Below are 26,965 nucleotides of genomic sequence, written 5' to 3' on the forward strand. Positions count from 1 at the left end.
ACAAACACAACAATACAAAAAAGCCCCTGGGCGGCTGCGCCGCCCAGGGGCTTTTGCGTGAGCATCGAGCATGGAATGCGCTCAGGCCAGCGGCGTACCGGTGTAGTCTTGCCGGTCGATGCCGTGACGTTGGAGCTTGTCGTAGAACGTCTTGCGCGGAATGCCCAATGTTTCCAGTGTGGCGCGTACGTCGCCCTGGTGGGCCGTGAGCGCTTCGCGGATGAGCTGGGCTTCGAAGCGTTCCATCTTTTCGGGCAAGGTGCCTGGAGCCGTATCCGGTATAGGTGCCGCCGGAGTGGGGGCATTGAGCACACCCAACACGAAGCGTTCGGCGAAATGGGCCAGTTCACGGACATTGCCTGGCCAGTCATGCGTCAAAAGATGATGCTTGATGTCGGCAGGCATGTCCGGGATGTCGCGCTGGAAGCGGCGCGACGCGTGACCCAGATAGTGGGCGAACAAAAGCGGAATGTCTTCGCGACGTTCGCGCAGCGGCGGAATACGGATCGTGACGACGTTCAAGCGGTAGAACAAGTCTTCGCGGAATTTGGCGCGGATGGCGGGGCTGCCGAGATCTTCCTTGGTGGCGGCAACGACGCGCAGATCCAGATTGCGGACATCGTTGCTGCCTAGCGGCGTGATCTGGCGAGATTCCAGCACGCGCAGCAGCTTGACCTGCACGGCTAGCGGCATGCTTTCGATTTCGTCCAGGAACAACGTGCCGCCGCTGGCATGCTCGATGCGGCCGATTCGTCGTTTTTGGGCGCCGGTGAACGCGCCGGCCTCGTGGCCGAACAATTCGCTTTCGATCACGCTTTCGGGCAGGGCGCCGCAATTGATGGCCACCAGCGCATGATGGCGCCGGCGGCTCAAACGGTGCAGTGCGGTGGCCACGACTTCCTTGCCGGTGCCCGTTTCGCCTTCTACCAGCACGTCCACGTCGGCATCGGCGATGTGGCGCAGCGTCTGTTTGATGCGTTGCATGGCGGGGGTGGTGCCGATGAAGGGCACTTCGTCGGCTTCCACGGCAAAGGCGGCCTCGCGCAGCCGCCGGTTTTCCAGCACCAGGTGGCGCTTTTCGGCGGCATGCGTGATGGCCGTGACCAGACGATCGGGCGGGTAAGGCTTGGCCAGGAAATCGTAGGCGCCGTCGCGCATGCATTGCACGGCGGTGGCGATGTCGCCGTGGCCGGTGATGAGGATGACGGGAATTTCCGGGTCGATGGCGCGCAGGCGTTGGAACAGCTGCAGGCCATCGATGTCGGGCATGCGGATGTCCGTGACGACCACGCCGTCGAAGTCGCGGTTCAGGGCAGGCAAGGCACTGCGTGCGCTGGCGTAGGGCTCTACCGCAATGCCGTGCAGCTTCAGCGTCTGGACATTGGCGCGACGCAGGTCTTCGTCGTCGTCGATGAATGCCACACGCGGCGTCAGCAGTTTGTCCAGGTTGCCAGCGGATGCTGGCGAGAAGGAGGGTCCGTCGGGCGGCATGCCTGGCGCGGACGTGACCGCAGCGGGAGTGCCCGTGGGCGCCGCGCCACTGGCGGGGGTCGGCAAGGAAGAAGAATCAGGATCGCGGGTCATGGATCGTGGGCGGCGACTTGCGCAGCGTCAGCGTGAACATCGCGCCGCGGCCGGGGCCGTGGGGCGCGGGGAAAATGGCGTCTGTGGGATGGGCGGCCCGCAGGTCACCGCCGAATTCGGTGATGATGTCTCGGGAAATGACCAGGCCCAGTCCCAGCCCTTCGGCCTTGGTCGTATGAAAAGGGGTGAACAGGCGCGCACTGGCTTCGGATGACAGGCCTGGGCCGTTGTCATTGACGAACAACTGCACCGAGGCGCCCATGTCTTGCATGGCGATGATGATGCGGCCGTCGGCCTGGCCTTCCAGCGCGTCCATGCCGTTCTGCAGCAGGTTCACCAGCACTTGTTCGAGACGGATACGGTTGGCCTGTACCCGGTAATCGGGTTCGGTGGGCGGGCGTTGCAGTACGACGCCCTGGCGCCGGGCTCGGGGGCCGACCAGAAGCAGCGCGCCGTCCAGCGCTTCTTTGAGGCTGGTGGGGCCGACCGAGGCCCCTGCCTTGCGTGAAAACGCGCGCAGCTCGCCAGTGATGTGGCCAATGCGCTCGGTAAGCGAGGCGATGGTGCCCAGGTTCTCTTGCACCGAGGCGGTGTCCTGGCGCCGCAGGAATTCGGCGGCGTTGTCTGCGTAGGCGCGAATGGCGGCGACGGGTTGGTTGACCTCGTGCGCGACGCCGGCAGCGACCTGGCCCAGCAGGGCCAGCTTGCTGGCCTGCACGAGTTCGTCCTGCATGGTGTGCAGCCGCGCTTCGGTGCGTTGGCGTTCGTCCATCTGCGTCAGCAGTTGTTGATTCACTTCGCGCAGTTGGGCGGTGCGTTCTTCGACCTGGGCGGCCAGTTGCTCTCGCACCGCCGCCTGCTGCGCGGTACGTTCGCGGTTGCGGTGGCGACGGTACAGAAAGATGCCGATCACGGCCGACAGCACGGCCTGGGCGAGCAGGGCGCCGAGCTGGGCGTTGGCCGTGGCGCGGTTCAAGGCGGATTGCACGGGCGACAGCAGATGCAGGGTCCAACCCGGCGATTCGACAATGGGCAGCGTGGTGTGCAGCAAGGGCGCGCCTGCGGCAATCTGGGGCAGGGCCTCGTCGGTGCGCACCAATTGGCCGCCATTGACGGTTTTCAGGGGCGGACGCAGCGGCAGCGGCTGGAACATTGCATCGCCGAATTGCAGGCTGGTACGCAATGTCTGCGCCATCTCGGGCGCCAAGGGCGACAGCACCCGGAAGCGCCAGTCGGACAGGCTGCCCAGCAACACCACGCCATGTTCGTCGGTGACGAAGATCGGGGCGTTCGATTGCCGCCAGTCGGCTTCGAGATCGCGGAAATCGACCTTCAGCACCACCACGCCCAGCATGGCACCGTTGGTGTCGTCAACGCGCCGCGACAAGTACAGGCCGGCTTCGTGGCTGATGGTGCCCAGCGCGAAATGCTCCGCGGAGCCATGCGCCACGGCGCCCTTGAAATAGGGGCGGAATTGGTAATCGACCCCGACGAAGGTGGCGGGCTCGCGCCAGTTGCTGGCGGCGAGGGCGTAGCCACTTTGATCCAGGACGTAGATGGCGGATGCGCCCACGCCGCGGCTCAGCGTGTCGAGCTTTTCGTCCAGCGATTCGATCTGGGCGGGCGTGGGGTTCTGCAGCGTGGCACGCAGGTCGACATCGCGGGTCAGCACGAAGGGCAGGGCGCGGAATTTGTCCAGGTTGTTGCGCAAGAGGGCGGCGTTGATCTGGCCTGCGCCGCGGGCTTGCAGCGCGGCTTCCTTCAGGGCGCCGTCACGCGCCCATTCACTGGCGGCGTGCAGGGTGCCGAAGACGATGCCGACCGCAAGCAGGATCAGCAGCGCCCATGGCCAGGTAATGCCGCGCGGCCTGGCGGCGGCAAGCGCGCTGGCCTGCGACGGGCCACTCGATGACGGGCGAGTGGACGCCTTGGACGGTGAGGGATCGGAGGGCATGGGTGTGTGTGGTTTTCCGCACATTTTATCTGGTTTTTGTGTGGAATTTCGCCAACTATAACGTGCACAGATGCCAGGATGGAAAAGAAAACAAGCAAAATCAATAACTTGAGGGCAGATTCAGGATTGGCGCCACCTGGCACGGCATTTGCATATACCTCGGTAAGCCTGGCGGCATTGCGCACCCGGGTGAAATGGCCTGCGGAGATACGCAAGGCTTTAAAAGAGATAACGCCCCGGCAGCCATTGCATCGCATCGCAAGGCGCTTGGGGCCCCTGGTGGGGACAAATCCCAATGATCGAAGTAGATCAAGTCGCGCCTGCGCGCAAGCTCAAGTTCTATCAAATCCTGTACGTGCAGGTGCTCTTCGCGATCGCGATCGGCATCTTGCTGGGCTACTTCAAGCCGGAACTCGGCGAGTCGATGCAGCCGCTGGGCGACGGGTTCATCAAGCTGGTCAAGATGATCATCGCGCCGGTGATCTTCCTGACGGTCGCCACCGGCATCGCCGCGATGAGCGACCTGAAGAAGGTCGGCCGCGTGGCGGGCAAGGCCATGCTGTACTTCCTGGTGTTCTCGACCCTGGCCCTGATCGTGGGCATGGTGGTGAGCCACATCGTGCAGCCGGGCGCCGGCATGCACATCAATCCGGCGACACTGGACCAGAAGGCGGTGTCGGGCTATGTCGCCAAGGCGCATGATTCGACGATCACCGGCTTTCTGCTGAACGTGATTCCCACCACGATCTTCAGCCCCTTCGTCGGCGGCGACATCCTGCAGGTGCTGTTCGTGGCCGTGCTGTTCGGCATCGCGCTGGCGCAGGTGGGCGAACGCGGCAAGCCCGTGCTGGATTTCCTGACGGCGCTGGCCCAGCCCATCTTCAAGCTGGTGGCCATCCTGATGAAGGCGGCCCCCATCGGCGCTTTCGGCGCCATGGCGTTCACCATCGGCAAGTACGGCATCAAGTCCATCATCAACCTGGCGATGCTGGTGGGCACGTTCTACGCGACGGCCGTGCTGTTCGTGGTGGTTGTGCTGGGCATGGTGGCGCGCTACAACGGCTTTTCCATTCTGAAGCTGGTGCGCTACATCCGTGAGGAACTGCTGCTGGTGCTGGGTACGAGCTCGTCGGAAGCGGCTCTGCCGACCCTGATGCAGAAGATGGAACGCGCCGGGTGTTCGAAGTCGGTGGTCGGCCTGGTCGTGCCCACCGGTTACTCGTTCAACCTGGACGGCACCAACATCTACATGACGATGGCAGCGCTGTTCATTGCCCAGGCTTGCGATATTCCGCTGTCGCTGGGTGACCAGATCCTGCTGCTGCTGGTGGCGATGCTGAGCTCGAAGGGTGCGGCAGGCGTGACCGGCGCGGGCTTCATCACGCTGGCCGCGACGCTGTCGGTGGTGCCGACGGTGCCGGTGGCCGGCATGGCCCTGATCCTGGGCGTGGACCGCTTCATGTCCGAATGCCGCGCGCTGACCAACCTGGTCGGCAACGCCACGGCCGCCGTCGTGGTGGCGCGCTGGGAAGGCGAGCTGGACAAGGACAAGCTGCATGCCGCGCTGGAAGGCGAGGCCCCCGCCGCGACAGACCCCCAAGCGATTGCGCGCGTGTCGACCTCGCAAGGTTGAACGCCGCGACAAGTTGCCCCTGGCGTTCAATGAGAACGGCGGGGTAGCAAAGAAAAAGCCCCCGAGCCGACTGGCCGGGGGCTTTTTCATGCCGATCCGTGTCAGGGAATCTGAATTCCGGCGCTGCGCAGCAGATTGGCGGTTTCGAACAGCGGCAGGCCCATGACGCCCGTGTAGCTGCCGTCGATACGCGAGATGAAGGTGCCGGCCAGGCCCTGGATGCCGTAGGCGCCCGCCTTGCCGAAGGGTTCGCCGCTGTCGCAATAGCGGCCGATTTCGTCCGGCGTCAGCGCGCGCATCCAGACGTGGGTAATGGACACGGCCTCCAGCAGGCGATCGCCCGTCCAGAGCGCGACGGCAGTATGCACCTCGTGTGCATTGCCGGACAACGCGCCGAGGATGCGGACGGCATCGTCCCGGTCAGCCGGCTTGCCCAGCACCTGGCCGTCGAGGATCACGGTGGTATCGGCGGCCAGCAGCGGCAGGACGGGCAGCGCCTGGGCGCCCAGCCAGTCGCGGCCGCGCAGGGCCTTGTCGCGGGCCGTGCGCTGGACGTAGTCGGCGGCGCTTTCGCCGTCATGCTGGGGTTCGTCTTCGCCGGGCGGCGCAGGCACGCGCAAGACCTCGTGGGCCAGGCCGATCTGCGTCAGCAGTTCGCGTCGCCGCGGACTGGCGGAAGCCAGATAAAGGCGCGCGGGCAGGGCGGGAGCGGATTCAGTCATACGGGGCGGCTGGGTAGGCCCGCCACGCGCCTGGCTGGGGCGCCGGGCGCGGATCAGGCGCGGTGATAAGGGTGGTTGGTCATGATGGCCCAGGCGCGGTAGAGCTGCTCGGCCAGCACCACGCGCACCATGGGATGCGGCAGGGTCAGGGACGACAGGCGCAACTGGCCGCTGCACGAGGCCTTGAGGTCGGCATCCAGGCCATCGGGGCCACCGACCAGAAAGGCCACGTCCTGGCCGCCCGCCCGCCATTGTTCGAGCTTTTGCGACAGGGCCATGGTGGTCAGGTCGCGCCCGCGTTCGTCCAGTGCCAGGCGCAGGGCGCCGGCAGGCAGCGCGGCGTCGATGCGCTTGGCTTCGGCGGCCATCATCTGGGCGGGTGTCTTGCCGGTGGTGCGCGGTTCAGGCTTGATTTCGCGCAGTTCCAGCGCGCAGTCGGGCGGCAGGCGCTTGGCATAGTCGTCCCAGGCGGTCTGCACCCAGTCCGGCATGCGCGTGCCCACGGCGGCGACGATCAGTTTCACGCCGGGCCTTACTGGTCGGCGTCGTCGTAGGCGCCGTCGCTGACGATCGGCGCCGCCCGGGTGGATTCGGGCAGCAGTTTGACGCGCACCGGCTTGCCGCCCCAGATTTCTTCCAGGTTGTAGTACTGGCGGATGACGGGCTGCATGATGTGGACCACGAGGTCGCCCAGGTCGACGACGACCCATTCGCCGGTATCCTCGCCTTCGATCGTGATGCCCGACAGGTCGAGTGCGCGGCCGCGATCCGCCACGCTGGAGGCCAGCGCACGGGTCTGGCGATTGGAGGTGGCGCTTGCAATCACGACGCGATCGAACAGGCTGGTCAGATGCGTGGTGTTGAAGACCTTGATGTCTTGCGCCTTGACGTCTTCGAGGGCGTCGATGACGGCGCGTTGGAGTTTCTGTATATCCATAGCTGCAAATATAACCCGCGCACGGACAGCAGGTGCCGGTTCCGTGGCGCTGTGCGCCCAGGCGGGTGTGGGTTTATCGGTAAAGATGGTGCGCCGCAATATACGCGGCGACGGGGCCGGCCAGGAGGCCATCGGTGGATTCGCCCTGCGCCAGGCGCTGGCGGATCTGCGAGGCCGACACCGGCATCGGGGCAAATGGCAGTTCTTCGAGCGAGTGGCCCAGGCTGTCGAGCCAGGCGGCCAGGTCGGCGGGCGGCGTCAGCGGCGTGCCGGGGCGCGTGGCCACGGCCAGGTCCACCAGGCGGGAGATTTCCTGCCAGTCGCGCCAGGTGCAGAAGTTGGCCAGTTGGTCGGCGCCCAGCAGCCAGACATAGCGGGCGTCGTCCGGCAGCGCCCGCAGGGTGTCGATGGTGTAGGTGGCGCCGCCGCGTTCGAGTTCGATGGGGTTGACCACCAGCCCGTCGTGTCCGGCGATGGCCAGTTCGAGCATATCGCGGCGTTGCGATTCGGTGGCGTGCAGGGCAGCCCGTTGCCACGGATTGGCCGCGGGGATGAGCTGTACCTGGGCCAGGCCCAGTGCGCGCAGGGCGTTTTCGGCCAATGCGATGTGTGCAACGTGGACGGGGTCGAAGCTGCCGCCCAGCAGTCCGATGCGCTTCACACCCAGTCCCGCGGGGTCAGGTAGGCGGCCAGTTCGTATTCCGGGGTGCCGGGTTCCGGGTGCCAGTCGTAGCGCCATTGCGCCAGGGGCGGCATGGACAGCAGGATCGATTCGGTACGGCCGCCCGATTGCAACCCGAACAGGGTGCCGCGGTCGAAGACCAGATTGAATTCGACATAGCGGCCGCGCCGGTAGGCCTGGAAATCGCGTTCGCGTTCGCCGTAGGGCGTGTCGCGGCGACGTTCGACGATGGGCAGGTAACTGGCCAGGAAGGCGTCGCCCACCGAGCGGGTCAAGGCGAAGGACGCGTCGAAGCCCGGGGCGTTCAGATCGTCGAAGAAGATGCCGCCGATGCCGCGGGTTTCGTTGCGGTGCTTCAGGAAGAAGTATTCATCGCACCAGCGCTTGTAGCGCGGGTAGTAGTCGGCACCGTGGCCGGCCAGGGCGTCGTGGCAGACCGTATGAAAGTGGCGCGCGTCTTCTGCGAACGGGTAGTAGGGCGTGAGGTCGATGCCGCCGCCAAACCAGAACACGTCGGCTTCGTCGTGGCCGGGGCGAGCCGCGGCCACGAACATGCGCACGTTCATGTGCGTGGTGGGCACGTACGGATTGCGCGGATGCAGCACCATGGACACGCCCATGGCTTCCCAGCCGCGTCCGGCCAGCTCGGGGCGATGGGCGCTGGCCGACGGCGGCAGCTTCGTGCCCTTGACGTGGCTGAACAGCACGCCCGCGCGTTCGAACAGCGCGCCGCCTTCGAGCAGCCGCGACAGGCCGCCACCGCCTTCGGCCCGAGTCCATTCGTCGGCGCGGAAGGCGCTGCCTTCCGCGGCCTCGAGGGCGGCGACGATGCGGGACTGCAGGCCGGTTAGGTAGTCGCGGACCGTGGCGACGGGCAATGCGTTCATCGGCGCTTTCCGGTTACGCGTTGGACTTGGGCTTTTGCTGGGACGGCTTCAGTGCGCGCCAGCCGATGTCGCTGCGGTACTGGCGGCCGTCGAAGTGGATGCCGTCGATGGCTTCGTACACGCGGTCGCGCGCCATCTTGACCGAGTCGCCCAGCGCGGTGACGCACAGCACGCGGCCACCGGTGGTCTTGGTGTCTTCGCCGTCCAGTTCGGTGGCGGCATGGAACACCATGCAGTCATCGGCGTCGGCCGGCAGGCCGCGGATGACGTCGCCCGTGCGCGGGGTGTTCGGGTAGTTGTGCGAGGCCAGCACCACGCCCAGGGCCGTGCGGCGGTCCCAGGTGATGTCGGCGCGGTCCAGCGTGCCGTCCACGGCGTGCTCGAGCACGTCGAGCAGGTCGCTCTTGACGCGCATCATGATGGGCTGGGTTTCCGGGTCGCCCATGCGGCAGTTGAATTCCAGCGTCTTGATGTCGCGGTCGGGATCATCGCCCGGGGCGATCATCAGGCCGGCGTACAGGAAGCCCGTGTAGGGAATGCCGTCGCGCGTCATGCCCTGCACGGTCGGCAGGATGATTTCACGCATGATGCGATGGTGCAGTTCGGGGGTGACGATGGGGGCGGGCGAATAGGCGCCCATGCCGCCGGTGTTCGGACCCTGGTCGCCATCCTGCAGGCGCTTGTGGTCCTGGCTGGTGGCCAGCGCCAGCACATTGCGGCCGTCGCACATGACGATGAAGCTGGCTTCTTCGCCTACCAGGCATTCTTCGATGACGACGCGCGCGCCGGCAGCGCCCATGGAGCCATCGCCCAGCATGGCGTCGACGGCGGCATGCGCTTCTTCGAGGGTGGCGGCGACCACCACGCCCTTGCCGGCGGCCAGGCCGTCGGCCTTGATGACGATGGGGGCGCCTTCCTGGTCAATATAGGCGTGGGCCAGGGCCGGGTCGGTGAAGGTCTCGTAGCGCGCGGTGGGGATGTTGTGCCGGACCATGAAGGCCTTGGCGTAATCCTTGGAGCTTTCCAGCTGCGCGGCAGCCTTGGTCGGGCCGAAGATCTTCAGGCCACGGGCGCGGAAGACGTCCACCACGCCAGCAGCCAGCGGGGCTTCCGGGCCGACGACGGTCAGGGCGATGCCTTCGCGCTGGACGAAATCGGCCAGTTCGTCGGCATTGGTGAACGGGATGTTCTCCATTTGCTCGGCCCGTTGCGTGCCGCCGTTGCCCGGAGCGACGTACACCTTGTGTACGCGCGGGGAGCGGGCCAGTCGCCAGGCCAGGGCATGTTCGCGGCCGCCAGAGCCAATTACCAGGAGTTTCATGTTGCGTGAGTCTTAAGGTTGCCAGTCGAGTGTCGCGAGACACCTGCCCGAGAAATAGGCCACGGACCCGGGCGGGCCCGGATCCGGTGACAGCGTGGCGCCTGGAAGGCGGGGGCCTTCAGCGCGCCAGGGCCATGGAATTACTGCGCTTCGTCGAAAATGACGGTGGTATAGACTTCCTGCACGTCGTCCAGGCCTTCCAGGGCGTCGAGCAGTTTCTGCATCTTGATGGCGTCTTCGCCGGCCAGCTCGGTTTCGTTCAGGGCCTTCATGACGATGCCATCGACTTCGGCTTTCAGGCCGGCGGCGTCGAAGGCGCTGCGCACGGCGGCGTAGTCGGGCGGTGCGCAGACGACTTCGATCACGCCTTCTTCGTCGGTCGTGACGTCTTCGGCGCCGGCTTCGAGGGCGGCTTCCATGACCTTGTCTTCCGGCGTGCCGGGCGCGAACACGAATTGGCCGCAGTGCTTGAACATGAAGGCCACCGAGCCTTCCTGGCCCAGGTTGCCGCCGTTCTTGGCGAAGGCGTGTCGCACTTCGGCGACGGTACGGGTGCGGTTGTCGGTCATGCAGTCGACAATGACGGCCGCGCCGCCGATGCCGTAGCCTTCGTAGCGCACTTCTTCGTAGGCGTCGCCGTCGGCGCCGCCCGCTCCGCGCTGGATGGCGCGCTGGATGTTGTCCTTGGGCATGTTGGCGTCGGTGGCCTTGTCCCAGGCCATGCGCAAGCGCGGATTGCTGTCCGGGTCGGGGCCGCCGGCGCGCGCCGCCACGGTGATTTCACGAATGATCTTGGTCCAGAGCTTTCCGCGTTTGGCGTCTTGGCGGCCTTTGCGGTGCTGAATATTGGCCCATTTGCTGTGTCCGGCCATGGCTTCCCAGATAAATTGTCTGCAAAACGGCATTTTACCGTGCCAGCGGCCTGCGCGCCCGGGACCCTGTCGCCTGTGTCCATATTGCCACGCACAAGCGCCACGGCAGGCTCTACACTTGGGCATCTGATACCCCCCCGGCCCGGAGAGTTGCTCATGCCCGACCCCATCGTCATCGCCAAGAACGCGCAGACCGAGTTGGCGTTGCTGCCCGCCCTGGCCAACCGGCACGGCTGCATCACCGGGGCCACCGGCACCGGCAAGACGGTCACCCTGCAGGTGCTGGCCGAATCCTTTTCCCGCCTGGGCACCCCGGTCTTCATGGCCGACGTCAAGGGTGACCTGACCGGCATTTCGCAAGCGGGGGCGGCCAGCCCCAAGTTGCAGGAACGCCTGAAAAGCCTGGGCCTGGCCGAGCCGGCCTGGGGCGCCAGCCCGGTCTCGCTATGGGACGTGTTCGGCGAGCAGGGCGTGCCGGTGCGGGCCACCATCACCGATATGGGCCCGCTGCTGCTGGCGCGCATCCTGGAACTGAACGACACCCAGGAAGGGGTGCTGACCCTGGTTTTCAAGGTGGCCGACGACGAAGGCCAGTTGCTGCTGGACCTGAAAGACCTGCGGGCGATGCTGCAGAACGTGGCCGACCGCGCCGCCGAACTCAAGACCCGCTACGGCAACGTGTCTTCGGCCAGCGTGGGGGCGATCCAGCGTGGCCTGCTGGCGCTGGAATCCCAGGGCGCCGAGAAATTCTTCGGCGAACCCATGCTGGACGTGGCCGACCTGATGCGCACCGACGCCCAGGGCCGCGGCATCGTCAACGTGCTGGCCGCCGACAAACTCATGCAGGCGCCGCGGCTGTACGCGATTTTCCTGTTGTGGCTGCTGGCCGACCTGTATGAAAAGCTGCCCGAAGTCGGCGACATGGAACAGCCCAAGCTGGTGTTCTTCTTCGACGAGGCGCACCTGCTGTTCAATGACGCGCCGCCCGCGCTGCTGAACAAGATCGAACAGGTGGTGCGGCTGGTGCGGTCCAAGGGGGTGGGCGTCTATTTCGTGACGCAGAACCCGTTGGACATTCCCGATACCGTGCTGGGCCAATTGGGCAACCGGGTGCAGCATGCGCTGCGCGCGTTCACCCCGCGCGACCAGAAGGCCGTCAAGACCGCCGCCCAGACGATGCGGCCCAATCCCGGCCTGGATATCGAAGCGGCCATTACCGAGTTGGGCGTGGGCGAGGCCCTGGTGTCGCTGCTGGACGCCAAGGGCCGGCCGATGCCGACCGAACGCGCCTGGATCGTGCCGCCCGCCAGTCGCATTGGCCCCGCGACCGACGCGGAACGCCAGGCCTTGCGCCAGGCCAGCCCGATGACGACGAAGTACGGCCAGGCCATCGACCGCGAATCCGCCTACGAGGTGCTGGCCGGGCGCGCGTCGGCGCCCGCCAGGCAGGACCCGGCAGCCCCCGTGCCGACGGCGGGGGCGCCGTCGCCCGCTCCAGCCCCGGAAGACAAGGGCGGCGGCTTCATGGATGGCCTGAACGATGTCCTGTTCGGCTCGACGGGGCCGCGTGGCGGCAAGCGCGACGGTGTGGTGCAGTCGGTGGCCAAAAGCACGGCGCGTTCCATTGCCCGCGAACTCGCCCGCGGCATACTCGGTTCGTTGCTGGGATCCAAAACCCGCCGCTGAATTCTGTATTCCATCTCTGGAACACCCGCTTACCCCCAAGTTTTGTAACTGGGGGTATTGCGTTGCCGCCATTTATGCCTATGATTCTGGGCGGTGTAACCCAGGAATCGAAAGGATAGAGCGGTGGCGAAGAAACACAAGATTGCAGTGCTTCCCGGAGACGGTATCGGCAAGGAAGTCGTGCCGGAAGGCCTGAAGGTGCTCGAGGCCGTCGCGACGCGCTTTGGCATCGATTTCCAGTGGGACCACTTCGACTGGAGCTGCGATTATTACGCCAAGCACGGCAAGATGATGCCGGACGACTGGCAGCAGCAGATCGGCCAGCACGAGGCGATTTTCTTCGGCGCCATCGGCTGGCCCGCCACCGTGCCCGACCACGAGGCGCTGTGGGGGTCGCTGTTCAAGTTCCGCCGCGAATTCGATCAATACATCAATCTGCGTCCGGTGCGTCTGATGCCCGGCGTGCCGTCGCCGCTGGCCGACCGCAAGCCCGGCGAGATCGATTTTTTCATCGTTCGTGAAAATACCGAAGGTGAGTATTCCAATAGCGGCGGCATCCTGTTTGGCGGAACCGAACGCGAAGTGGTCATCCAGGAAAGCGTATTTACCCGCATCGGCGCCGACCGCGTGCTGAAATTCGCGTTTGAATTGGCGCAAAAGCGGGGCAAGCACCTGACGGCGGCCACCAAGTCCAACGGCATTTCCATTTCGATGCCCTGGTGGGACCAGCGGGTGGCGGATATCGCCGGGAACTATCCGGATGTGCGCTGGGACAAATATCACATCGACATCCTGTGCGCGCATTTCGTGCAGCACCCTGACTGGTTCGATGTAGTCGTGGCGTCGAATCTTTTCGGCGACATTCTTTCCGATCTGGGCCCGGCCTGCACGGGCACGATCGGCATCGCGCCGTCGGCCAACCTGAACCCGGAACGCAAGTTCCCGTCCCTTTTTGAACCCGTGCATGGCTCCGCCCCCGACATCTACGGCAAAGGCATCGCCAACCCGATCGGCCAGATCTGGAGCGGCGCGCTGATGCTGGACTTCCTGGGTTACCCCGAGGCCTCCGCGGCCGTGGTCCGCGCCATTGAAACCGTGCTGGCCGATGGCCCGCGCACGCGCGACATGAAGGGCACGGCTTCCACCGCTGAAGTCGGCGATGCCATTGCGTCGCTGATCGCGGCGGGCTAGCCGTGCGTTTTCAGGGGGCCGAGGACATGGTCGACTCCATTGCTTCTACCTCCACTCAGGTGGGTGGCAGCCGTGCCGACCGTTTCGCTCGCAAGCTGTTCCGCATGATGCGGTCGCGCACGCAGCGGCACAACCAGCATCTGTGGCCGTTCGTTCGCATCTGGCGCAATTCGGCCGGGGTGATCAGCGGCTTTCGCGCCTTTGGCCGGTCGTTGCCCATCACGCCGCTCGAGCAGGGCTACGACCCGGCCGACGACGAGATGCACCTGATCCTGAGCGGACCCTCCATCGCCGAGATTCCCTACGACCGCCTGAAGATCCGGGCGGCCATGGGCGTGAACGGCTCGATCGCGCTTGCCCGCAAGTTCGATCTGCCGTTCAAGTATTACTGCATCATCGACCAGAACTTCGTCCGCGATCGCATTGATCTGGTGCGCGAGATCGTGGCCTGTGACCTGACGCTGTATGTGCTGCCCGAAGTGCTGCGCTACATCATGCAGGGGATTCCGCAAGAATTGATCCGCTGCCGCATCTGCATCATCGAGCTGATCTCCGAGCGTGCCTATCAGCGCAGCGCGGCCCCGGCCGTGCTCAAGCGCATGGTGGCGGCTTCGCCTGATCTGCAACTGCTGGACGCCAAGCAGGGCCTGGGCTACAGCTTCAATGCGTCGCTGGGCGTGTTCGACGCCGACACCGTGGCCTATGTGGCGTTGCAGGTGATGATTTCTGGCGGGGCCCGCAAGGTATACCTGCATGGCCTGGACCTGACGTTGCAGCACGGCATGCGCTTTTACGACGAAGGCGCCACGCCGCAGACCAGCCGCCTGGCGCGCAATTTCGCCCGCCTCATCGAACCGTCGTTCCGCTTTGCCGCGCAGCAATGGCGCGGTCGGGGCGTGTCGGTGATCAATCTGTCGCCCGTCAGTGCGATACCGCCGGATGTGATCGAGCGGCAAGCGTGGCAAGCCTTGCTGAAGAACTGAAAACAAAGGGCCTGGCAATTTCTTGCCAGGCCCTTTGCTTTACCGGGGGTGCCGTGCGCGTCAGTGGGCGCCCGCCGCGGCTTCGGCCGCACCGCCGCCACCGCCCGCCTTGGTCGAGCGTGGTTTGGCGAACCAGACCAGGCCAATCAGCATCAGGAAGATCACGGCCGAGGCGTAGAACACATCAACGGCCGACATGGTGAACGCCTGAGCGTTGATCATGCGATCTACTGTGCTCAGCGCCTGCTCGTGGGACATGCCCACGCCGTTCTGCAACGCGTTCAGCGTCTGGTCGAACGCCGCCTGGCCGGGCTTGGCGGCCTCGGTCAGCTGCGAGTGGTGCAGGGTCGCGCGGTTTTCCCAGAGCGTGGTGGCGATCGACGTGCCGAACGCGCCTGCGGTCAGCCGCAGGAAGTTCGACAGGCCGGAGGCCGCCGGAATGCGCCAGGGCTCGATGCTGGACAGCGTGATCGAAGTGAGCGGAACGAAGAACGCCGCCATGGCCGCGCCCTGGATGATCGTCGGGATCATCAGTGTGCGCACGTCGGTCTGGGTGTTGAAACCCGACCGCATGAAGCAGACCAGGGCGAAGATCATGAACGCGGCCGTGACGATCTGGCGCGGGTCGCGGGTAGCCAGCATCTTGCCCACTATGGGCGTCAGCAGGATCGCGAGCAGGCCCACCGGTGCCGTCACCAGGCCGGCGTAGGTGGCGGTGTAGCCCATGTAGCTTTGCAGCCAGAGCGGCAGCAGCACTACGTTGCCGAAGAACACGCCGTAGGCGACCGCCAGCGTCACGGCGCCGACGGTGAAGTTGCGGATCTTGAACAGGCGCAGGTCCACCACCGGATGCGCGTCGGTCAGTTCCCAGATCAGGAAGAAGACGAACGAGACGAAGGCGATGGCTGCCAGGGCGATGATGGTGGGGCTGGCGAACCAGTCCAGCTCCTTGCCCTTGTCCAGCATGATCTGCAGCGAACCCACCCAGACCACCAGCAGCACCAGCCCGAGCTTGTCGATGGGCAGCTTGCGGGTGAGCGATTCGCGGTTGCCGTAGATGCGCCAGCTGATCCAGGCGGCCAACAGGCCTACCGGGACGTTGATGTAGAAGATCCAGGGCCAGGTGTAGTTGTCGGAAATCCATCCGCCCAGCAGCGGCCCGGCCACGGGCGCGACCAGGGTGGTCATGGACCAGACCGCCAGTGCCATGCCCGCCTTGGACTTCGGGAAGCTGGCCAGCATCAGCGTTTGCGACAGCGGAATCATCGGGCCGGCCACGGCGCCCTGCAGCACGCGGAAGGCGATCAGGGCTTCGAGCGACGGCGAGAAGCCGCACAGCCACGAGGCCAGCACGAACAGCAGCGTGGAGATCAGGAACAGCCGCGCCTGGCCGAAACGCTGGGTCAGCCAGCCGGTCAGGGGCACGGTGATGGCGTTGGCCACCGCGAACGAGGTGATGACCCAGGTGCCCTGGCTGGAACTGACGCCCAGGTCGCCGGAAATCGTCGGGATGGAGACGTTGGCGATCGAGGTGTCCAGCACGTTCATGAACACCGCCGTGGACAGCGCGATCGATCCGATGATGCGGGTCGCGCCTTCCAGCGGCGGGTAGGTGCCGGGTGGGAGTACGGTCGGTTCGGCGGGGGCGCCGCCGGCCGCGGGCTGTGCGGGGGTGCTCATGGGAGCGCTTCCTTACTTGGCGCCGCGCGCCGAGCCTTCTTTGGCAGCGGGCGACTGGGCCGCCTGCGGGGTGAATTCGTCAGAGGCGAGGTTGGCCTGGATGATCTTGTTGATCATCGCGTCCACTTCGTCATGGGCAGGTTCAAAGGCGCGGGTCGACCAGGCCGGTTCCTTGCGGGCGGCGGCGGTCAGGGCTTCGCCTTCCTGCTTGCCCACGTCCACTTCGACGTCCATCGACAGGCCCACGCGCAGCGGATGCGTCTTCAGGTCGTCGGGGTTCAGGGCGATGCGCACGGGAACGCGCTGCACCACCTTGATCCAGTTGCCGGTGGCGTTCTGGGCGGGCAGCAGGGCAAAGGCGCTGCCGGTGCCGGCGTCCAGGCCGGCGATGGTGCCGTGATACGTGACCGAGCTGCCGTACAGGTCGGCCACCATCTTGACCGGCTGGCCGATGCGCATCTTGCGCAGCTGGCCTTCCTTGAAGTTGGCTTCGACCCAGACCTGGTCCAGCGGCACGACGGTCATGAGCGCGGCGCCCGGGGCCACGCGCTGGCCCACCTGCACGCTGCGGCGGGCGATGACGCCGCCGACGGGGGCGGGCAGCACGGTGCGCGATTGCGCCAACCACGCGTTGCGCAGGCCGGCGACGGCCTGGCGGACGTCGGGGTGGTCCGCTACGGTGGTGCCTTGGGTCAGGGCCTGGTTGGTGGCCAGCTTGGCGCGCGAGGCGGCCAGCGCGGCGCGGGCTTGCGCCAGGCCGGACTGGGCGGTTTTCAGGGCGGCTTCGGCGTGCAGGATTTCTTCGCCGCTGACACCGCCGGACTTGGCCAGTTGCTGGCGGCGGCTGACGTCGCTCTGGGCGCGGGTCAGTTCGGCCTGGGCACGCAGGATGTCGGCGTTGCGCAGGTCGACATCGGCGGCCAGCGCATCGTTCTGCACATAGTAGGTACGGACCTGGCGCACCATCTGCGCCAGCTTGGCCTCGGCCTGCTGCAGGGCGACTTCGGTGTCGGCCGGGTCCAGGCGCACTAGCGGCTGGCCGGCGGCGACGGTTTCAGTGTCGTCGGCTTCGATGGCGATGACCGTGCCGGGCACTTGCGGCGTGATCTGCACCAGGTTGCCGTGCACGTACGCGTCGTCGGTGCTTTCGAAGTGGGCGCCGAACAGGGCCCACCAGATGCCGTAGGCGATCGCGAGGATGATGAAGACCCCGGTCGCGGTCAGCAGCAGGCGTTTGCGGGCGGGATTGGTCGTGGGAGTAGTGGCTGCGTTCATGACGTCTGAATCCGGAGCGTTCAATGAGTGGAGTTCGTGGCGGGCGCGGGCTGGGTAGCAGGCGCGGGGGCGTAACCGCCGCCCAGCGCGTTGGCCAGGTTGGCATCGAGCTGGTAGGCGCGGATGCGCAGGTCGGTGTCCAGGCGGGCTTGCGTCAGCACGCCGGTCTGCGCGATCAGCACGGTCAGGTAGTTGCCCATGCCGGCTTTGTAGCGGTTGACGGCCAGTTCGTAGGCGGCTTCGATGGCTTCGCGGGCTTGGTGCTGCTGGGCCTTTTCTTGCTCGATCAAGCGCAGGCCGTCCAGCGCGTCGGCCACCTGGTGCACGGCGTCCAGCACGGTCTGGTTGTAGTCAGACACCGCCAGATCGGCGTCGGCGCGGCGGCCGGCCAGGTTGGCGTTCAGTTCGCCGCCGTGGAAGATCGGCAACGTGATGGCCGGGCCGATGCCGGCGGTGCGGCTGGCGGCGCCCAGCAGGTTGCCGGTGCCCAGCGCCTGGAAGCCGACGAAGGCCGCCAGATTGACGTTGGGGTAGAACTCGGCGCGGGCGCTGTCGATCTGGTGGCGCGCGGCTTCGGCGCGCCAGCGGGCGGCCACGACGTCGGGGCGATGGCCCAGCAGGTCCAGCGGCACGCTGTCCGGCACGCCGCCGCCGGGGGCGGTCAGCGACACGGCAACCAGCGATTGGCCGCGCTGCGGACCCGCGCCGACCAGCGCCGCCACCTGGTTGCGCAATTGCGCCAGGGTGGTTTCGTTCTGGGTCAGTTCGACCCGGCCGGCGGCCAGCGACGATTCCGCCTGCTTGACCTCGACCTGGGTATCCAGGCCGGCCGAGTAGCGGCCGCGGGTCAGCGACAGCACGTCTTCGCGCTGCGTCAGCACGCGCTTGATGACATCGCGCTGGGCAAACGCGTTCTGCAGGTTCAGGTAGGCGCGCACGGTGGCGCTGGCCAGCATGTTGCGCGCCGCCTGGGCATCGGCCTGGACCGCGGACTGTTGCGACACGGCGGCCTGCAGGCGCGAGCGGTTCTTGCCCCAGAAGTCCAGCTCGTAGCTGAAATCGAGCGCCAGCCGGTTGTCGCTGACGACGGACCCGCCCAGCGGCGCCGGGTAGATGTAGTCGCTGGACAGGTGCTCGCGAGTCAGCGAGTAGTCGGCGTCGACCCGCGGCAAGAGGGGCGCGCGGGCGGTGCTGACCGCGGCGTTGGCCTTGGCCAGGCGCGCCTGGGCGGCCGTCATGGACGGGCTGTTGGCCAGCGCTTCGTCCATCAGCGTGTCGAGCTGGCTGTCGCCGTAGCGTTGCCACCACTGCGTTTCGGGCCAGGTCGTGGCCTGGGCAGTCAATCCCAACTTGGCTTCGTCCAGGGCCGCGACGGGCGTGGGCCCGGGTTCCATCAGGGCGCAACCGCTCAGGGCGAGCACTAATGCGGTAGAAAGAAGGCGTTTCATCCTGACAATCTGCTGAAAGTAATTGATTAATCTGTATTTGCCTAGGCAAATATTATGTCAAATAAAGCCCCTGTCTCCAGGGGCGGCAGGTGCTCGTTGGAGCGCCGTCAGCGCTCGGGCGGGACGCCGGACGCGGAGCCGTTGGCGATCATGCGGCGCATGAAGTGCATCAACTGCGCGACTTCATCGGTGGAAAACCCCCGCAGGTGGTGATTTAGGACGCGGGCGATGTTGGGCGGAATATTGCGCGCCTTTTCTTCGCCGAGTTCGGTCAGTTCGATCTTCACGACGCGCCGGTCCTGCTGGCTGCGGGCCCGCTGCAGCAGGCCTTTGGCCTCGAGACGGTCCAGTGCGCGGGTCATGGCGCCGGTATCCATGCCGTTCAGGCGGGCCAGTTCGGCGGGCGTGTCGGCGCGGCCCAGGTACAGCATGGCGATGGGCCGCCATTGCATGGCGGTCAGGTCGAGCGGCGCCATTTCCTGATCCAGCATCCGGTTCAGGGAGTTCGAGACCAGCTTGATCAGGTAGCCGGCGTTATCCTCTGTCATGCAGCGGGTGTCCCCGCGGTAATGAATCGGATTTTCGGAAGAGTCAGGGCGTGACGAGGCATTCATGCTGCGGATTTTACTGCCTAGTCAGTAATTGTCAAGGCTGCTATTTGGGGACGCCCTCCGGGGCGTTTTCGGCCGCCGCAGGCGCCTTGCGCAGGCCCGACCAGACAATGGCCGCCACGATCAGGGCGGCGCCGGCCATCATGCGCACGGTGGGCTGCTGGCTGAACAGCACCCAGGCAAACGCAATGGCGTAGACGGGTTCCAGCGCGATCACCAGGCCGGCGCTGCGCGCATTCAGGCGGGTCAGGCTGGAGACGAACAGGAAATGCGACAGGCCGGTGCAGAACACCCCCAGCAACGCCAGCCAGAACCAGTCCATGGCGGGCAGGGCGGGCAATTGGCCGGCCGCGAATGGGAGCATGACCAGCGCCACGATCAGGTTCTGCCAGCAGGCCACCTGCATCGGGTCCATGCCGGATGCCGACCGCCGGTTGCTCAGGGCGAGCAGGGCGAAGGTCAGGCCGGACAACAGGCCCCAGGCCAGGCCGATGGTGCCCTGGTCGGCCAGGTCGAACGACGGCGTGACCAGCACCAGCCCGGCGGTGACCAGGCCCAGCAGCAGCCATTCGGCCAGCCGCACCCGTTCGCGGAAGATCAGGCCTTCGAACAGCGTGATGAAGGCGGGGAAGCTGGCAAAGCCCAGGGTGGCGATGGCGATGCCGCCGACTTTGACCGAGATGAAGAACGTGACCCAGTGCGCCGCCAGCAGGGCGCCAGCCACCACCAGCACGAACAGCTGCGCCGGGGTCAGGGCGCCCAGCAGCGGGCGGCGGCGCATGCGGGCGAACAGGCCCAGCGAGATCACGGCAAAGACGGCGCGCCCCAGGGTGATGACCGCCGCGCTGGCCTGGATCAGCTCGCCGAAAACGCCGGTCAGGCCGAACAGGATGGCGGCGATATGGATATAGGTCAGGGCGCGGTGTCGGGTCATTCTGGGTGTGAGGCGAAGGCGGAAAGCGGCTAAAAAAGCGCGGCCGGGCGTGCAATTGGGCATGCACTGAATCTAAAATCATCGCATGAATCGCATTGCCAGGCTTTTGCCGGTCACTCGTCCCTCCAGCCGCGCGGCCGGCTTTTTCATGGCCGCCCTGGGCGCCGTCCTGTTTTCGGGCAAGGCCATCGTCGTCAAGTTCACCTACCGCTACGGTATCGACGCGGTCACCCTCATCGCTTTCCGCATGCTGTTCGCCATGCCGTTCTTCGCGGCGGTGGCGTGGCATCAGTCGCGCCTGGCGGCCCGCGGCCAGATCGTGGTCATGACCTGGAAGGAACGCCTGCAGGTCTGCTTGCTGGGCCTGCTGGGGTATTACCTGTCCAGCTTCCTGGATTTCCTGGGCCTGCGCTACATCACCGCCAGCCTCGAACGGCTGATTCTGTTCCTGTCGCCGTCGCTGGTCGTGCTGCTGTCCGCGTTCTGGTTCAAGCGTCCGGTCGAGCGCCGCCAGTGGCTGGCCATGGGGCTGTCCTATGCGGGCGTGGTGCTGGTGTTTGCCCACGACCTCAGCTTCGGCGGGTCTGCCGAGGTGCTGACAGGGTCTTTGTTCGTTTTCGGTTCGGCGCTCAGCTATTCTGTGTACCTGATCTGCTCGGGCGAACTGATCAAGCGCGTCGGGCCCACGCGGCTGGTGGCCTATGCCATGCTGGTGTCGTGCGTGGCCTGCATCGTGCAGTTCTTCGTGGTCCATCCCGCTTCCGTGCTGGTCCAGCCCCTGGGCGTCTACGGCTATTCGATCATCCACGCCACCCTGAATACGGTGGCGCCCGTTTTCATGCTGATGTGGGCGGTGGCGCTGATCGGCGCGCCGACCGCGTCGCTCCTGGGCATGATCGGGCCGGTGTCGGTGCTGTTCCTGGCGTCATGGTTCCTGGATGAGCCCGTTACCGCATGGCAGTTGGCCGGCACCGCGCTGGTCCTGGCTGGTGTATTCGTATTGATGGGGGGCGGGGCTGCCAAGCCGCCGCCCGCCGCGCCGGGCGGTTCGGCCCCCGCGCGCTGAAGTCTGGTTTTCTCGGTTGATTCGCAACATTTCAATGAAAGGAGGCCAGCATGGCCAGCAATCTCGTCAAGGCAATCCGTATCGAGCAGCACGGTGGTCCCGAAGTCCTGAAACTCGTGGAAGTCGAAGTGCCGCCGCCCGCCGCCAATGAGGTCACCGTCGATCAGCACGCGGCCGGCCTGAACTTCATCGATATCTATTTCCGCACGGGCTTGTATCCCCATCCGCTGCCGCACGGCCTGGGCTTCGAGGGCGCGGGCGTGGTCACCGCCGTGGGCGCCGACGTCAAGCACCTGAAAAAGGGCGACCGCGTCGCCTACGGCCAAAGCCCGATCGGCGCCTACGCCAAGGCCCGCAACGTGCCCGCCAACCAGGTCGTCAAGGTGCCCAAGGGCATCGGCTTTGACGAGGCCGCCGCCCTGATGCTCAAGGGCCTGACCGTGCAGTACCTGTTCCGCCAGACGTACCGCCTGCAAGGCGGCGAAACCATCCTGTTCCACGCGGCCGCAGGCGGCGTGGGCCTGATCGCCTGCCAATGGGCTCGTGCCCTGGGCGTGAAGCTGATCGGCACCGTGTCCAGCCCCGAGAAGGCCGAACTGGCCCGCGCCAACGGCGCCTGGGAAACCATCGACTACTCGCGTGAAAACGTGGCCGAGCGCGTGCTCGAACTGACCGGCGGCAAGAAAGTGCCGGTGGTGTACGACGGCGTGGGCAAGGACACCTGGGAAACCTCGCTGGACTGCATCGAGCCGCGCGGCCTGATGGTCAGCTTCGGCAACGCCTCCGGTCCGGTGGCGGGCGTGAACCTGGCGGTGCTGAACCAGAAGGGCAGCCTGTACGTCACGCGTCCGTCGCTGGGCGTGCACGTGAACACGCTGGAAAAGCTGCAGGCCGCCTCTGAAGAGCTGTTCGACCTGGTCCTGAAAAAGAAGATCAAGGTCCGTATCGACCAGCGCTACAGCCTGGAGCAGGCCGGCGAAGCCCAGACCGCGCTGGCGTCCCGCAAGACCACCGGCGCCACGGTGCTGATGCTGGACTGATCTTCCCTGTCCCGCAGGTCCCGCAACGGCGGAACGCAAGGTGCGTTCCGCCGTTTTGCTTGGGCGTGCGCACCGGGACAAAACCCCATGCACGGACGGACAAGCCAGCGCGGTGGCCCGTTGCTATCCTGGCTTCAACCTCATTCGTTGGAGCCTTCCGCATGCCGTCCGACCGCCCCACCGCCAGCGCATCCGTGTCCGACCGCCCGGAATTGGCTGCCATCCGCGAATTCATGCTTGTCGATGGCAAGCCGCTGCGCGAAGGGCAGGGCAAGCCCATCGCCGTCTTCAATCCCGCCACGGGCGAGGTCATTGCCCACCAGCTGGATGCCGGCCCCGCCCAGATCGACCTGGCCGTGCAGGCCGCGCGCCGGGCATTTGCCGCGGGCCCCTGGCACGACATGCTGCCCGCCGGCCGCGAACGCCTGCTGCTCAAGCTGGCCGACCTGGTCGAGCAGCATGGCAACGAACTGGCCCGTCTTGAAACCCTGAACAACGGCAAGTTGCTGGGCGTGGCCCAGGGGCTGGAAGTGGGCGCGGGTGCGCAGTGGTTGCGCTACATGGCCGGCTGGGCCACCAAGCTCACGGGCGATACGCTTGCGTTGTCCATCCCGTTTCCGCCGGGCGTGCAGTACAGCGCCTATACGTTGCCGCAGCCGGTGGGCGTGGTGGCCGCCATCATTCCGTGGAACTTCCCGCTGCTGATGGCCATCTGGAAAATCGCACCGGCGCTGGCCGCGGGCTGCACCGTGGTGCTCAAACCCGCCGAAGAAACCCCGCTGACTGCCTTGCGGCTGGCAGAGCTGGTGCTCGAGGCCGGCTTTCCGCCCGGCGTGGTCAACGTCGTGACGGGCCGCGGCGAAACCGCCGGGGCAGCCCTGGTGGCTCACCCCGGCGTCGACAAGATCGCCTTCACCGGGTCCACTGAAGTCGGCAAGCTCATCGGCCGCGCCGCCATGGACGACATGAAGCGCGTTTCGCTGGAACTCGGCGGCAAGTCGCCCGTGATCGTGCTGGACGATTGCGACCCGGATGTCGCAGTGCAGGGCGCGGCCGCGGCCATCTTCTTCAACCAGGGCCAAGTGTGCACCGCCGGATCACGGCTGTACGTGCAAAAGGGGCTGTATTCCAAGGTCGTGCAAGGGCTGGCCGACCTGGCCGCTGGCATGAAGCTGGGGTCGGGCTTTGACCCCGCCACGCAGGTCGGGCCGCTGGTGTCGGCGCGCCATCAACAGCGGGTCCTGGATTACATCGGTATCGGCCGCGCGCAGGGCGGGCGGCTGCTGGCGGGAGGCAATGCCGGCGACGGGGCAGGGTATTTCGTGCGGCCCACCGTGTTTGCCGACGTCCCTGCCGATGCCCGTATCGCCCGTGAGGAAATCTTCGGGCCAGTGGTGGTCGCCCAGGCGTTCGACACGCTGGACGACGCCTTGCGGCTGGCCAACGACAGCGCATTCGGCCTGGGTGCCAGCCTCTGGAGCAACGACCTGTCCCGCGTGCAGCGGCTGATCCCGCGCATCGATGCGGGCACAGTCTGGGTCAACACCCACAACATGCTTGATCCCAACATGCCGTTCGGCGGCTTCAAGCAATCGGGCATCGGCCGCGAACACGGCCGCGTCGTGCTGGACATGTATCTGGAGAAGAAGTCCGTTTGCATCGCTTACTAGACTGACGGCCGCGCGCTTCAAGCCGGGACATACCGGCGCACGCGCGTGCCGCGACACCAAGGGGAAGGGCATGGCAGGCAAGACCATAGGCCGGGGCCGGGCAAGCGCAGCGTTATTGCTGGCGTGTGCGGCAACGGCGCAGAGCGCATGGGCAGGAGACCCCAGCGCACGCGACTGGATACCCGCACCGGTCGGCACCAACATCATCGCAGGCTACCTGACGGGCCTGCGCTCGTCGGGCCTGTACTCGGCGGGCCAACGCGTGGACGGCGCCTCGGTGGACGTCGACGCCGTCATCTACCGCCAGATGCACTATCGCGAGTTCTTCGGCAAGACCGTGCAGCTGGAATTCATCGTGCCGATGTCTCGCACCACGATGGAACTGCCGGGCGCCTCGCGCGATCGCCAGACCGGCATCGGCGATGTCACCCTGGGGTCTGCCATCTGGCTCTACAACAACGAGCAGACCAAGACCTGGTTCGCCTGGGAACCCTTTGTCGTGGTGCCCCTGGGCCGCTACGACGGTTCGCGTCCGGACACCTCGCCGGGCAAGAATCGCTGGTCCACCATCCAGGACTTTTCCTTCGTCAAGGGCGTGGGGGAATCGACCTTTCTGGAAGCCATCGGCGAAGTCGAGATCTACGGCCGCAATACCGACTGGATGAGCCAGACCCTGAAAAAGGATCCGTCCTTCCGCTTCTTCGCACTGGCTTCGACCAACCTCACGGCCAATACCTACACGGGTATCCGCTACCGCTTCGAGACCGGCGGGCGCGAGCGTGTCAGCGGTGAAACCGTCACCAGCCGCGCGCGCAACCACCAGCTGGCGCTGGAATTGACCCACCAGATCAACGACGCCAACCAGATCCAGATGCAGTACATCCATGACCTCAAGGTCGAAAACGGCCCGCGCATGCGGGGCGTGCAGATGCGCTACGTCTATGCCTTTTAGGAGCAACGGACATGACAGGAGACATCCAATGACTGCGCTTTGTGCGGATACCCGCGGCCGGCAGGCCGCGGCACGAGCTGGCCGGCGGGCGGGCCGGCTGGCGTGCATGCTGGCGGGCAAATGGGCGTTGTGCGCGGCCCTGGTCGCCGCGGCCGGTCTGGCCCGGGCCGACCTGCCCAACGAAGAACTCAAGGGCGGCACGCGCCTGCCGCCGGCCACGCCGCACCGGCTGTACGTGATGGATGCGGTGTTCAACCACCTGGTCGACAGCCGCATCAACATCTACGATGGCGACACGATGAAGTTCCTGGGGCTGGTGCCCGCGTCGTTCAACGGCCACATGACGGTGTCCGCCGACGGCAAGGACATCTACATCATGACCACGTACTACGAACGCCTGAACCGTGGCAAGCGCACCGACGTGGTCGAAGCCTGGGACGCCGACACGCTGACGCCCAAGTACGAGGTGCCGATTCCCGAAAAGCGCGCCCAGGCGTTGAACTACCGCAATTACTTCCAGCAAAGCTCGGACGGCGGCCTGCTGTTCGTGCAGAACGCCACGCCCGCGTCGTCCGTGACCGTGGTTGACGTCAAGGCCCGCAAGTTCGCCGACGAAGTGACGGCCGCGGCCGGTTGCTGGAGCATCATCGTGCCGCCGTCGCGGCCGCGCAGTTTTGCCAGCATCTGCGGCGACGGCACCTTCGTCACGGTAGACCTGGACGCCGCCGGCAAGCCGTCGGGGCAGCAGCGCAGCAAGCCCATGTTCGATGTCGAGAAAGACCCGATCTTCACGCACACCGGCAACGTGGGCGACACCTTCTATTTCGTCTCGTACAACGGCAATGTCTACAGTGCCGACTTCAGCGGGCAGGATGCCAAGTTCACAGAGCCCTGGTCGTTGCTGGACAAGTCCGGCAAGGATCGCGGCTGGCGGCCGGGCGGCTACAACCTGCTGGCCGTGAACCGCAATACCAAGCGCCTGTACGTAGGCATGCACCCGAACGGCGTCGAAGGCTCGCACAAGACGCCGGCCGCCGAAATCTGGGTGTACGACCTGGCCACGCACAAGCGGCTGGCGCGCGTGCCGGGCAAGAACGCGCTGTCGATGTCGGTGTCGCAGGACGACAAGCCGCGCCTGTTCACGCTGGATGGCGGCAACGTCAATATCTACGACGCCGCGCCCGCCGCGCCCGTGTTCAAGGGCACGATCCAGGGCGCCGGCGAAACCGCGCTGCAGGTCGAACCGCAACCCGGGGGCGCCCAATGACCGATCCCGTCCTGCTTTATGCGGCCAGCGCCGCGCTGGCCTGCGTGCTGCTGCTGGGGGCGTTGGAAAAGCTCAAGGACATGACCGCGTTTGCCGCGGCCGTGGCCGCCTACGAGATCGTGCCGGCAGGTCTGGGTGCCGCGTTTGCCTGGGGTTATGTCCTGGCCGAGGCCCTGGCCGGCGCGCTGCTGCTGGCGCCCGTGAGCCGGTCGACCGGCGCCGCGCTGGCGTTGGCGGTGCTGGTCGTGGCGACGGCCGGCGTGGCGGTCAACCTGGCGCGCGGCCGCCGCGACATCGACTGCGGTTGCGGCGGCCCCGCATTTCGCAGCGCCGCGGCGCGTGGCGCGGGCCTGTCCTGGTGGATGGTGCTGCGCAATGGCCTGCTGGCGCTGTGGACCTTGCCCGTCTTTGCGGCTGTCCAGGGGGCATCGCGCAGCCTGCAATGGGCCGATGCCGCTTCGGTCTTCGGCCTGGCCATGAGCGCCGTGGCCCTGTACTTCACCGTCAATCATCTGCTGGCTTCGCACCTGAAGCTGCAGCAGCTGCATCACTAGAACCAAGGAGCAACAC

Annotated in this window: 24 protein-coding genes; 10 read left to right on the forward strand and 14 right to left on the reverse strand. The window is 66.2% G+C overall.

Annotation, left to right across the window (positions count from 1 at the left end):
* Positions 1 to 81: 81 nt before the first annotated feature.
* Together U858_RS0100005 and U858_RS0100010 are read right to left on the reverse strand one after the other, a co-directional pair.
* The gene (locus tag U858_RS0100005) at positions 82 to 1,491 is read right to left on the reverse strand and encodes a sigma-54 dependent transcriptional regulator (protein ID WP_042884022.1); all 1,410 of its coding nucleotides are present in this window, start codon (positions 1,489 to 1,491) and stop codon (positions 82 to 84) included.
* Positions 1,492 to 1,567: 76 nt separating this feature from the next.
* The gene (locus U858_RS0100010; RefSeq protein ID WP_232786457.1) at positions 1,568 to 3,538 is read right to left on the reverse strand and encodes an ATP-binding protein; all 1,971 of its coding nucleotides are present in this window, start codon (positions 3,536 to 3,538) and stop codon (positions 1,568 to 1,570) included.
* A gap of 295 nt (positions 3,539 to 3,833) precedes the next feature.
* Here U858_RS0100010 and U858_RS0100015 point away from each other — a divergent pair, with 295 nt between their 5' ends.
* On the forward strand, positions 3,834 to 5,171 hold the full coding sequence (locus U858_RS0100015) for a dicarboxylate/amino acid:cation symporter (protein WP_025135151.1): 1,338 nt from the start codon (positions 3,834 to 3,836) through the stop codon (positions 5,169 to 5,171).
* A gap of 101 nt (positions 5,172 to 5,272) precedes the next feature.
* On the opposite strand, the gene U858_RS0100020 is transcribed toward U858_RS0100015, so the two are convergent.
* The 7 genes from U858_RS0100020 to U858_RS0100050 all read right to left on the reverse strand — a co-directional run bounded on the left by U858_RS0100020 (position 5,273) and on the right by U858_RS0100050 (position 10,592).
* Complete coding sequence (locus tag U858_RS0100020) at positions 5,273 to 5,893, reverse strand: nucleoside triphosphate pyrophosphatase (RefSeq protein WP_025135152.1); 621 nt, start codon at positions 5,891 to 5,893, stop codon at positions 5,273 to 5,275.
* Between the two features lie 53 nt (positions 5,894 to 5,946).
* Positions 5,947 to 6,417, reverse strand: coding sequence for a 23S rRNA (pseudouridine(1915)-N(3))-methyltransferase RlmH (gene rlmH, locus U858_RS0100025; RefSeq protein WP_025135153.1), 471 nt, complete (start codon positions 6,415 to 6,417; stop codon positions 5,947 to 5,949).
* 8 nt (positions 6,418 to 6,425) lie between these two features.
* Positions 6,426 to 6,830: a ribosome silencing factor gene (rsfS, locus tag U858_RS0100030; protein WP_029953358.1), complete on the reverse strand. Its 405-nt coding sequence runs from the start codon at positions 6,828 to 6,830 to the stop codon at positions 6,426 to 6,428.
* Positions 6,831 to 6,903: 73 nt separating this feature from the next.
* The gene (gene nadD / locus U858_RS0100035; protein WP_025135154.1) at positions 6,904 to 7,491 is read right to left on the reverse strand and encodes a nicotinate (nicotinamide) nucleotide adenylyltransferase; all 588 of its coding nucleotides are present in this window, start codon (positions 7,489 to 7,491) and stop codon (positions 6,904 to 6,906) included.
* Positions 7,488 to 8,399 carry an oxygen-dependent coproporphyrinogen oxidase gene (gene hemF, locus U858_RS0100040; protein WP_025135155.1) on the reverse strand — a complete coding sequence of 304 codons (912 nt, stop codon included), beginning with the start codon at positions 8,397 to 8,399 and terminating at the stop codon, positions 7,488 to 7,490. Before hemF ends, nadD begins: the two co-directional genes overlap by 4 nt.
* 13 nt (positions 8,400 to 8,412) lie before the next feature.
* Positions 8,413 to 9,720 carry a phosphoribosylamine--glycine ligase gene (gene purD, locus U858_RS0100045; protein WP_025135156.1) on the reverse strand — a complete coding sequence of 436 codons (1,308 nt, stop codon included), beginning with the start codon at positions 9,718 to 9,720 and terminating at the stop codon, positions 8,413 to 8,415.
* A gap of 140 nt (positions 9,721 to 9,860) precedes the next feature.
* Entirely contained in the window at positions 9,861 to 10,592 is a 732-nt protein-coding gene (locus U858_RS0100050) for a YebC/PmpR family DNA-binding transcriptional regulator (protein WP_025135157.1), read from the reverse strand.
* 156 nt (positions 10,593 to 10,748) lie between these two features.
* Between U858_RS0100050 and U858_RS0100055 the strand changes: the two genes are divergently transcribed.
* From U858_RS0100055 to U858_RS0100065, 3 genes are all read left to right on the forward strand, one after another.
* On the forward strand, positions 10,749 to 12,278 hold the full coding sequence (locus tag U858_RS0100055) for a helicase HerA-like C-terminal domain-containing protein (RefSeq protein ID WP_025135158.1): 1,530 nt from the start codon (positions 10,749 to 10,751) through the stop codon (positions 12,276 to 12,278).
* A gap of 123 nt (positions 12,279 to 12,401) precedes the next feature.
* A complete protein-coding gene (locus tag U858_RS0100060) occupies positions 12,402 to 13,469 on the forward strand; it encodes a tartrate dehydrogenase (RefSeq protein WP_025135159.1) in 1,068 nt (355 codons plus the stop codon).
* Between the two features lie 26 nt (positions 13,470 to 13,495).
* The gene (locus U858_RS0100065) at positions 13,496 to 14,452 is read left to right on the forward strand and encodes a hypothetical protein (RefSeq protein ID WP_025135160.1); all 957 of its coding nucleotides are present in this window, start codon (positions 13,496 to 13,498) and stop codon (positions 14,450 to 14,452) included.
* A gap of 60 nt (positions 14,453 to 14,512) precedes the next feature.
* Here the strand turns inward: U858_RS0100065 and U858_RS0100070 are convergent, their stop codons facing one another.
* The 5 genes from U858_RS0100070 to U858_RS0100090 all read right to left on the reverse strand — a co-directional run bounded on the left by U858_RS0100070 (position 14,513) and on the right by U858_RS0100090 (position 20,400).
* The gene (locus U858_RS0100070; protein WP_025135161.1) at positions 14,513 to 16,132 is read right to left on the reverse strand and encodes a DHA2 family efflux MFS transporter permease subunit; all 1,620 of its coding nucleotides are present in this window, start codon (positions 16,130 to 16,132) and stop codon (positions 14,513 to 14,515) included.
* Between the two features lie 12 nt (positions 16,133 to 16,144).
* Complete coding sequence (locus U858_RS0100075) at positions 16,145 to 17,407, reverse strand: efflux RND transporter periplasmic adaptor subunit (RefSeq protein ID WP_029953360.1); 1,263 nt, start codon at positions 17,405 to 17,407, stop codon at positions 16,145 to 16,147.
* A 20-nt stretch (positions 17,408 to 17,427) separates the two neighbouring features.
* Positions 17,428 to 18,855, reverse strand: coding sequence for an efflux transporter outer membrane subunit (locus tag U858_RS0100080; RefSeq protein WP_025135163.1), 1,428 nt, complete (start codon positions 18,853 to 18,855; stop codon positions 17,428 to 17,430).
* Between the two features lie 107 nt (positions 18,856 to 18,962).
* On the reverse strand, positions 18,963 to 19,469 hold the full coding sequence (locus tag U858_RS0100085) for a MarR family winged helix-turn-helix transcriptional regulator (RefSeq protein ID WP_025135164.1): 507 nt from the start codon (positions 19,467 to 19,469) through the stop codon (positions 18,963 to 18,965).
* A gap of 40 nt (positions 19,470 to 19,509) precedes the next feature.
* Entirely contained in the window at positions 19,510 to 20,400 is an 891-nt protein-coding gene (locus U858_RS0100090) for a DMT family transporter (protein WP_042884027.1), read from the reverse strand.
* An 85-nt stretch (positions 20,401 to 20,485) separates the two neighbouring features.
* On the opposite strand from U858_RS0100090, the gene U858_RS0100095 reads away from it, so the two are divergent.
* The 6 genes from U858_RS0100095 (at position 20,486) to U858_RS0100120 (ending at position 26,949) form a co-directional block, all read left to right on the forward strand.
* Positions 20,486 to 21,466, forward strand: coding sequence for a DMT family transporter (locus U858_RS0100095; protein ID WP_025135165.1), 981 nt, complete (start codon positions 20,486 to 20,488; stop codon positions 21,464 to 21,466).
* Between the two features lie 50 nt (positions 21,467 to 21,516).
* Positions 21,517 to 22,506, forward strand: a complete 990-nt coding sequence (locus U858_RS0100100; protein WP_025135166.1) for a quinone oxidoreductase — start codon at positions 21,517 to 21,519, stop codon at positions 22,504 to 22,506.
* Between the two features lie 161 nt (positions 22,507 to 22,667).
* Complete coding sequence (gene styD, locus U858_RS0100105; protein WP_025135167.1) at positions 22,668 to 24,176, forward strand: phenylacetaldehyde dehydrogenase StyD; 1,509 nt, start codon at positions 22,668 to 22,670, stop codon at positions 24,174 to 24,176.
* A gap of 70 nt (positions 24,177 to 24,246) precedes the next feature.
* On the forward strand, positions 24,247 to 25,128 hold the full coding sequence (locus tag U858_RS0100110) for a transporter (RefSeq protein ID WP_025135168.1): 882 nt from the start codon (positions 24,247 to 24,249) through the stop codon (positions 25,126 to 25,128).
* 106 nt (positions 25,129 to 25,234) lie between these two features.
* A complete protein-coding gene (locus U858_RS0100115) occupies positions 25,235 to 26,395 on the forward strand; it encodes an amine dehydrogenase large subunit (RefSeq protein ID WP_042884030.1) in 1,161 nt (386 codons plus the stop codon).
* Positions 26,392 to 26,949: a MauE/DoxX family redox-associated membrane protein gene (locus U858_RS0100120; protein ID WP_025135170.1), complete on the forward strand. Its 558-nt coding sequence runs from the start codon at positions 26,392 to 26,394 to the stop codon at positions 26,947 to 26,949. Before U858_RS0100115 ends, U858_RS0100120 begins: the two co-directional genes overlap by 4 nt.
* Positions 26,950 to 26,965: the final 16 nt, after the last annotated feature.

This window comes from Achromobacter sp. DH1f, assembly GCF_000633435.1.
Lineage (GTDB): Bacteria > Pseudomonadota > Gammaproteobacteria > Burkholderiales > Burkholderiaceae_B > Achromobacter > Achromobacter deleyi.

Coding starts and splice junctions, on each gene's coding strand:
- U858_RS0100085 (WP_025135164.1), bottom strand. CDS start 19,469: ATGAATGCCTCGTCACGCCCTGACTCTTCCGAAAATCCGATTCATTAC.
- purD (WP_025135156.1), bottom strand. CDS start 9,720: ATGAAACTCCTGGTAATTGGCTCTGGCGGCCGCGAACATGCCCTGGCC.
- U858_RS0100115 (WP_042884030.1), top strand. CDS start 25,235: ATGCTGGCGGGCAAATGGGCGTTGTGCGCGGCCCTGGTCGCCGCGGCC.
- U858_RS0100055 (WP_025135158.1), top strand. CDS start 10,749: ATGCCCGACCCCATCGTCATCGCCAAGAACGCGCAGACCGAGTTGGCG.
- U858_RS0100015 (WP_025135151.1), top strand. CDS start 3,834: ATGATCGAAGTAGATCAAGTCGCGCCTGCGCGCAAGCTCAAGTTCTAT.
- U858_RS0100120 (WP_025135170.1), top strand. CDS start 26,392: ATGACCGATCCCGTCCTGCTTTATGCGGCCAGCGCCGCGCTGGCCTGC.
- styD (WP_025135167.1), top strand. CDS start 22,668: ATGCCGTCCGACCGCCCCACCGCCAGCGCATCCGTGTCCGACCGCCCG.
- U858_RS0100075 (WP_029953360.1), bottom strand. CDS start 17,407: ATGAACGCAGCCACTACTCCCACGACCAATCCCGCCCGCAAACGCCTG.
- U858_RS0100050 (WP_025135157.1), bottom strand. CDS start 10,592: ATGGCCGGACACAGCAAATGGGCCAATATTCAGCACCGCAAAGGCCGC.
- U858_RS0100095 (WP_025135165.1), top strand. CDS start 20,486: ATGAATCGCATTGCCAGGCTTTTGCCGGTCACTCGTCCCTCCAGCCGC.
- U858_RS0100070 (WP_025135161.1), bottom strand. CDS start 16,132: ATGAGCACCCCCGCACAGCCCGCGGCCGGCGGCGCCCCCGCCGAACCG.
- U858_RS0100100 (WP_025135166.1), top strand. CDS start 21,517: ATGGCCAGCAATCTCGTCAAGGCAATCCGTATCGAGCAGCACGGTGGT.
- rsfS (WP_029953358.1), bottom strand. CDS start 6,830: ATGGATATACAGAAACTCCAACGCGCCGTCATCGACGCCCTCGAAGAC.
- U858_RS0100090 (WP_042884027.1), bottom strand. CDS start 20,400: ATGACCCGACACCGCGCCCTGACCTATATCCATATCGCCGCCATCCTG.
- hemF (WP_025135155.1), bottom strand. CDS start 8,399: ATGAACGCATTGCCCGTCGCCACGGTCCGCGACTACCTAACCGGCCTG.
- U858_RS0100020 (WP_025135152.1), bottom strand. CDS start 5,893: ATGACTGAATCCGCTCCCGCCCTGCCCGCGCGCCTTTATCTGGCTTCC.
- U858_RS0100065 (WP_025135160.1), top strand. CDS start 13,496: ATGGTCGACTCCATTGCTTCTACCTCCACTCAGGTGGGTGGCAGCCGT.
- U858_RS0100080 (WP_025135163.1), bottom strand. CDS start 18,855: ATGAAACGCCTTCTTTCTACCGCATTAGTGCTCGCCCTGAGCGGTTGC.
- U858_RS0100005 (WP_042884022.1), bottom strand. CDS start 1,491: ATGCCGCCCGACGGACCCTCCTTCTCGCCAGCATCCGCTGGCAACCTG.
- U858_RS0100110 (WP_025135168.1), top strand. CDS start 24,247: ATGGCAGGCAAGACCATAGGCCGGGGCCGGGCAAGCGCAGCGTTATTG.
- U858_RS0100010 (WP_232786457.1), bottom strand. CDS start 3,538: ATGCCCTCCGATCCCTCACCGTCCAAGGCGTCCACTCGCCCGTCATCG.